Raw genomic sequence first — 6850 nt, forward strand, 5'->3', positions numbered from 1 at the left:
GGCCCATGTACGCGGTAACGACGGCCGCCACGCGTTGCTGATCGATTGCAGCGCAAACGAAGCGGTCGCCTCGCGCTACGCCGAATGGCTGGCGGCCGGCATGCACGTGGTGACACCCAACAAACTCGCCGGCAGCGGCCCACTGCATCGCCTGCATGCCATCCGCGCGGCCTGCGGCAGTGGCGCGCGCTTTCGCTACGAAGCCACCGTCTGCGCCGGCCTTCCCGTCGTGCAAACCCTGCGCGACCTGCTCGACACCGGTGACCAGTTACTGACGGTGGAAGGCATGTTCTCCGGCACGCTCGCCTGGTTGTGCCATCGCCACGACGGCAGCCGGCCGTTCTCCGCGTTGGTGCGCGAAGCGCACGCGCTGGGCTATACCGAGCCCGATCCACGCGATGATCTCTCTGGCCTGGATGTCGCGCGCAAGCTGGTCATCCTGGCACGCGAGGCCGGCTGGTCGCTGTCATTGGAGGACGTGGAAGTGCAAAGCCTGGTGCCGCCCGCGCTCGCCGCGCTCAGCGCCGAGGATGCCATGGCCCAACTCCATCTGCTGGACGAACCGATGGCCACGCATGTCGCACGTGCGCAGATGCAGGGCTGCGTGCTGCGCCATGTCGCCAGCCTGGATACCCACGGGCAGGCCAGCGTGCGGTTGGCCATGCTGCCAGGGGCGCACCCGTTTGCGCATACGCGGCTCACCGACAACATCGTGCAGTTCACCACCCAGCGTTACCGGGATAATCCCATGCTGGTACAAGGTCCCGGCGCCGGTCCGGACGTGACGGCAGCGGGTGTGTTCGGCGATGTGCTGCGCATCGCCGAGTCGCTGGAGGTGCGCGCATGAATGCGCAATGGGCTGATCCCATGATCCAACCGCAACGCGCGCTCAGTGCCCAGGCCATGGCGTACGCCAGCATCGGCAACGTGGCGGTGGGCTTCGACATTCTCGGCCATAGCGTGGCCGGCGCGGGTGATCGCGCATGGGTACGCCGCATCGACGAACCCACCGTACGCATCGCGGCTATTCGCGGGTGCGTGGATTCGCTGCCGCTCGAAGCCGGCAACAATACCGCCGGGGCGGCGCTGCTTTCGCTGCGCCGCGCGCTGGGCCTGCGCCACGGATTCGAAGTGGAATTGCACAAAGGCATCGCGCTGGGTTCGGGCATGGGTGGCTCGGCCGCCTCCTGCGTCGCGGCGCTGGTGGCCGCCAATGCCTTGCTGGAACGTCCCCTGCCGCGCGAAGCGCTGTACGGTTTCGCGCTGGACGGTGAAGCCGTGGCCAGTGGCAGCCGCCACGGCGACAACCTGGGGCCGATGCTATTGGGTGGTCTGGTGCTCGCCACCCGGGAACGATTGCTGCGCCTGCCAGTGCCCGATGCATGGCATTGCGCGCTGGTACATCCGCATGTAGTGCTGGAGACGCGACGCTCGCGCGCCGTGCTTACCGACGGCTTCGCGCTCTCCGAGGTGGTGGCGCAACACGCCAACCTCGCCCTGGTGCTTACCGGCTGCCATCGCGGCGACGCGGCACTGGTACGCGAAGGCCTGAAGGATGTGCTGGTTGAACCTCGCCGCGCGCCGCTGGTCCCAGGCTTTGCCCGGGTGAAGCAGGCGGCGCTGGATCATGCCGCGTTGGGCGCCAGCATTTCCGGTGGCGGCCCCAGCGTGTTCGGCTGGTACGAGCACCGCGCCGATGCCGAACGCGCGGCGGCGGCGATGGCGGCGGCCTTTGCCGAGCAGGGCATCGCCAGCGACGCGTTGGTGTCTCCCATCAATGGACCAGCCGCCGAACTGGTCGACGAGGACGAGGCATGAGCGAGCCGTTGCATTACCGCAGCACGCGCAGCGCGCAACACACGGCGCGCATCGAAGAGGTGATCGCCGCCGGGCTCGCACCGGATGGCGGACTCTATGTACCCGAAGCCCTGCCGCAACTGGCGCCGTCGGCGTTCGACCCGCATGGCACGCTGGCGGATACGGCCATCGCACTGCTCGATCCGTTCTTTCGCGGCAGCGCGCTGGCACCCGAACTGCCCGCCCTATGCCGCGAGGCGTTGGATTTCGCTGTGCCCCTGCGCGCCTTGCCGCATCATCCCGGTGCCAGTGTGCTGGAACTGTTCCACGGGCCCAGCGCGGCCTTCAAGGATGTGGGCGCGCGCTTTCTCGCCGCCTGCTTCCGGCGCCTGCGTGCACGCAACGATGCGCCGCTCACCATCTTGGTGGCGACCTCCGGCGATACCGGGGCAGCCGTGGCGGCGGCCTTTCACCGCCAACCCGGCGTGCGCGTGGTGATCCTCTACCCCGATGGCCGCGTATCCCCACGACAGGCGCATCAACTGGGCTGCTTCGGCGACAACGTGCAGGCGCTGCGTGTGTCGGGCAGCTTTGACGACTGCCAACGCATGGTGAAAGCCGCCTTGAACGATAGTGCCCTGCAGGCGGTGTCGCCGTTATCCTCCGCCAACAGCATCAGCCTGGGCCGCCTGCTGCCGCAGATGAGTTATTACGCGCATGCCGCGTTGGGGTGGTGGTGGCAGCACCGCGAGCCCCTCAACTTCATCGTGCCCACCGGTAACCTGGGCAACGCGCTGGCGTGCGTGTGGGTGCGCGAGATGGGTTTGCCCGTGGGCGACATTCGCCTGGCCTGCAACGCCAACGCCACCCTTCCCGATTTCTTTGATGGCGCCGCGTATGCCCCGCGCGCTGCCGTGCCCACAGTCGCCAACGCCATGGACGTGGGCGCACCGAGCAACTTCGAACGACTGAGCTGGACCTTTCCGCACGAGCACGAACTGCGCGCGCAGTTGCAGGCGACCAGCGTGGACGACGACACCATCCGCCGCACCCTCGTACACCACGCGCACGGACATCACGAACTGTTCTGTCCGCATACGGCCACCGCCGTTCATCAGCTCGATCAACTGCAAGACCATGCGCGCCCATGGGTGGTGGTAGCTACCGCGCATCCGGCCAAGTTCGACAGCGTGGTGGAGCCGTTGATCGGTCAAGCCGTGACGGTGCCGCCTGCCCTCGCCGCTATGCTGGAACGTCCCGCAAGCGCCGAACCCATGGCGGCAGACGATGCCGCGCTCAAGACATGGCTGGTGGAACGCGCGCACGGGCCATGGGCGGTGGCGAGTTGATAACTCGCGTGGCGGCTGCACACAGGCACGACTACCATGTGCGCAGCGCGCCTGCCCTGGTCGCCTGGGCACGCAGGCCCGTGGAAAGACCACGGCGCGCCGATGCGACGATCCAAACGACAGCCGCCACCCTGCACGCGGAGAAACGTTGTGGCTCAGAACATCTATGACACCGCGGAGTTCTTCGCCGGCTATAGCCAGTTGCCCCGGCAAACCAAGGGCCTGGATGCCGCGCCCGAGTGGCCCGCGCTCCGCTCCCTGCTGCCGCCCATGCAGGGCCGGCACGTGGTGGATCTCGGCTGCGGTTTCGGATGGGCGTCAAGGTGGATGCGTGCGCAGGGCGCCGCTTCGGTGCTGGGCCTTGACCTGTCGCAGAACATGATCGCGCGCGCCAGGGCCGATACGCATGATGAGGCTATCCAGTACCGCATCGCCGACCTCGATGCCCTGAGCCTGCCAGCAGCAACCTTCGACCTCGTCTTCAGTGCACTGGCTTTTCACTATGTTCGTGACTTCGCACGACTCGCGCACACCATGCATGAAGCGCTGCTACCCGGCGGCGCGCTGGTTTTCTCGATCGAGCACCCGATCTTCATGGCCGCCACACATCCGCACTGGCTGGCGGATGTGGATGGGCGCAAGACCTGGCCCGTCAACCAATACGCAGACGAAGGCGAGCGCCGCACCGACTGGTTCGCCCCCGGCGTACTCAAGTATCACCGGATGCTGGGTACGACCCTCACCACGCTGATCCATGCGGGCTTCGCGTTACGCTGCGTCGAGGAGTACGCGCCATCGCACGCGCAGATCGCGCAAACCCCGGAACTCGCCGAGGAACGCGAGCGCCCCATGATGCTATTGGTGTCTGCGCGGCGCCTTCCCTGATGCCGATGCGCGAGGCGCGACGTTTGCGCCTCGCCAAACCAGACTTCAGGCGTCCAACACCGCACCGTTGGTCTCGATCACCTGGGTATAGAACTTCGCCGTGGCCTTGGGCGTGCGCTTCTGCGTGGCGAAATCCACGTGATACAGGCCAAAGCGCTTGGCGAAGCCCAGCGACCACTCCAGGTTGTCCATCAGTGACCAGGCGTAATAGCCCTTGAGGTTTACGCCCGCCTCGATCGCACGATGCACTGCCTTGAGATGCCTGCGCAGGTAGTTCACGCGCAGCGGGTCCTCCAGCACGTCGCCTTCGGCAACCGGCGGGTCGTAGAAGGCTGAGCCGTTTTCGGTGATGAACAAGGGGATATCGCCGTAGCGCTGCTTGAACCACGTGAGCGTATCGGTGAAGCCCTGCTCGTACACCTCCCAACCCGTCTCGGTGTAGGTGGTGTTGGGCTGACGCACCGGCGAAGCCATCAGCGGGTACTGATTCGGGTCGTGCTTCACCACCGCACGGGTGTAGTAGTTGATGCCGACGAAATCGACTTTCTGCTGGGTAAGCTTGAAGTCCTCCTCAGGGAAATCCGGCCATGCGGCGCCAAAGATTTCCTTGAGCTCGGGCGGATAGCTGCCCAGCAACGCCGGGTCGGCGAACTGCTCGTTCATGTAGGCATGCGCGCGGCGGGTGGCGGCAAGATCTTCGGCGCTGTCGCTGGCGGGATATTTCGGTTCGATGTTGAACACCACGCCGATCTCATGCTTGCCCAGCGCACGATAGGCCTGGATGCCGGCGCCGCTGGCGCGCATCAGGTTGTGCGCGGCGATCGGCGCCTCGTACTTGCTGCGATGCCCCGGCGCCAGCGCGCCGTGCAAGTAGCCGCCATCGGTCACTACCCAGGGTTCGTTGAGGGTGGACCAGCGCGTCACGCGATCGTCCAGCGCCTTGAACATCACGCCGGCATACTCGGCGAACCAGTGCGCGACGTCGCGATTGAGCCAGCCACCGCGATCGTCCAGCGCCGCCGGTAGATCCCAGTGGAACAGCGTGACATTCGGCTGGATGCCGTTTTCCAGCAACTCGTCGACCAGGCGCGAATAGAAGTCCAAACCTTTCGGGTTGATGCGGCCGGTGCCTTCCGGCAGCACGCGCGCCCAGTTGATGCTGAAGCGATACCCCTGCAAGCCCAGCGCGCGCATCAGCTGCACGTCGTCCTTGTAGCGGCGGTAGTGATCGCAGGCGATGTCGCCGGTGTCGCCATTGGCCATCATCCCCGGCGTATGAGCAAAGCGCTCCCAGATGCTCGGGCCCGCACCGTCGGCCAGGGGAGAGCCTTCGATCTGATAGGCCGAGGTGGCGGCACCCCAATGGAAATCCGCCGGAAAGCGATAGCTGTGGGTCATGGGGGAGGGTCCCTTATGCCGCAGTGCGGCTTGATGTAAACGATTACATCGCGAGAATAGCCGAGAGGCCCCCCAATGTGCAGCGGGTACGCTCACATTCGGACGAGGTAGCGCATCCGGCGTCACCTGTGATGAGGAGTGGTAGGCGTCGATGGCGACAGTGAATCTGGATCAGGTGTGCAAGGTCTATCCCAACGGTCACGTCGGCGTGGCCGGGGCCAGTTTCGATATCGCCGACGGCGAACTGCTGGTGCTGGTTGGCCCATCGGGCTGCGGCAAGACCACGCTGCTGCGCATGATCGCCGGGCTGGAGTCGATCTCCTCCGGCACGCTGCGCATCGACGGCCGGGTGGTGAACGAGGTGTCGCCCAAGGATCGCGACATCGCCATGGTGTTCCAGAACTATGCGCTGTACCCGCATATGACGGTCGCGCAGAACCTGGCCTTCGGCCTGCGCTTGCGCGGCAAGCCCAAGGCCGACATCGACACGCGCGTACGCCAGGCGGCACACCTGCTGGAGTTGGAGCACCGCCTGGATGCCCTGCCTGCCGCGCTCTCCGGCGGCCAGCGCCAGCGCGTGGCGCTGGGCCGCGCCCTGGTGCGCGAGCCCAAGGTGTTCCTGCTCGACGAGCCGTTGTCGAACCTCGACGCCAAGCTGCGTCTGTCGATGCGCGTGGAGATCGCACGCCTGCACCGTCAACTGGGCGCCACCATGATCTACGTGACGCACGACCAGGTAGAGGCGATGACGCTGGGCCAGCGCATCGTGGTGCTCGATGGCGGCACGATCCAGCAAATCGACACGCCGATGAAGCTCTACGAGCGGCCAGCCAACCTGTTCGTGGCCGGCTTTCTCGGCTCGCCCGGCATGAACCTGTGGCGCGGCCACCTGCATCGCGCCGACGGTTGGCAACTGCGGACCTCGGCCGGCGACGTGCCGCTGGGCGTATCCGACGAACAGGCCACGCACTTGCAGGCGTGGCTGGAGCGCGAGCTGATCCTCGGCGTGCGCCCGGAGGACTTGCGCCCTTGCGATGCGGCATCGGCGGCACTGCACGCCACGCTGGAAGTGGTGGAACCGATCGGCAACGAGGTGTTTCTCAACCTTCGATATGGCGAGCAGGCGCTGGTGGCGCGCGTGCCGCCCCGCGAGCTGCCCGCTCCGGGCATCGCCCTGCCCTTTGCGATGGCGCCAGGACGCCTGCATTTCTTCGACGCCGATACCGGCGCGCGTATCGGCTGACCCGAGCGCTCAGCCCTTTACGCTGCCCAGCAGCAGGCCTTCGATGTAATAGCGTTGCATGGCGAGGAACAACGCCAGCACGGGGATCACGGTGATCACCGAGCCCGCCATCATCAGCTCGCTGTCCTGTGCGTGCTCGCGCGAGAGCGAAGCCAGGCCGATCGGCAGGGTGTAGTGC

Annotated in this window: 6 protein-coding genes and 1 pseudogene; 5 read left to right on the plus strand and 2 right to left on the minus strand. The window is 66.3% G+C overall.

Annotated features, from left to right (window positions below):
* The 4 genes from JHD67_RS20520 to JHD67_RS20535 all read left to right on the plus strand — a co-directional run.
* Window positions 1–847: homoserine dehydrogenase (locus tag JHD67_RS20520; protein ID WP_199101022.1), on the plus strand; the 847-nt coding region annotated here is incomplete at its 5' end.
* On the plus strand, window positions 844–1818 hold the full coding sequence (locus JHD67_RS20525; protein ID WP_199101023.1) for a homoserine kinase: 975 nt from the start codon (window positions 844–846) through the stop codon (window positions 1816–1818). The genes JHD67_RS20520 and JHD67_RS20525, both read left to right, overlap by 4 nt.
* Window positions 1815–3146, plus strand: coding sequence for a threonine synthase (gene thrC / locus JHD67_RS20530; RefSeq protein WP_199101024.1), 1332 nt, complete (start codon window positions 1815–1817; stop codon window positions 3144–3146). Before JHD67_RS20525 ends, thrC begins: the two co-directional genes overlap by 4 nt.
* A 150-nt stretch (window positions 3147–3296) precedes the next feature.
* Window positions 3297–4031: a class I SAM-dependent methyltransferase gene (locus tag JHD67_RS20535; protein ID WP_199101025.1), complete on the plus strand. Its 735-nt coding sequence runs from the start codon at window positions 3297–3299 to the stop codon at window positions 4029–4031.
* Between the two features lie 45 nt (window positions 4032–4076).
* On the opposite strand, the gene JHD67_RS20540 is transcribed toward JHD67_RS20535, so the two are convergent.
* Window positions 4077–5429: a GH1 family beta-glucosidase gene (locus JHD67_RS20540; RefSeq protein ID WP_199101026.1), complete on the minus strand. Its 1353-nt coding sequence runs from the start codon at window positions 5427–5429 to the stop codon at window positions 4077–4079.
* Between the two features lie 151 nt (window positions 5430–5580).
* Between JHD67_RS20540 and ugpC the strand changes: the two genes are divergently transcribed.
* Window positions 5581–6672 (plus strand): sn-glycerol-3-phosphate ABC transporter ATP-binding protein UgpC, encoded by a 1092-nt coding sequence (gene ugpC / locus JHD67_RS20545; RefSeq protein WP_199101027.1) that lies wholly within the window; start codon window positions 5581–5583, stop codon window positions 6670–6672.
* 9 nt (window positions 6673–6681) lie between these two features.
* On the opposite strand, the pseudogene JHD67_RS20550 reads toward ugpC, so the two are convergent.
* A pseudogene (locus JHD67_RS20550) lies at window positions 6682–6850 on the minus strand (carbohydrate ABC transporter permease); the annotation flags it as partial.

The sequence above is a fragment of the Dyella sp. ASV21 genome (assembly GCF_016428975.1).
In the GTDB taxonomy this organism is placed as follows: domain Bacteria; phylum Pseudomonadota; class Gammaproteobacteria; order Xanthomonadales; family Rhodanobacteraceae; genus Dyella.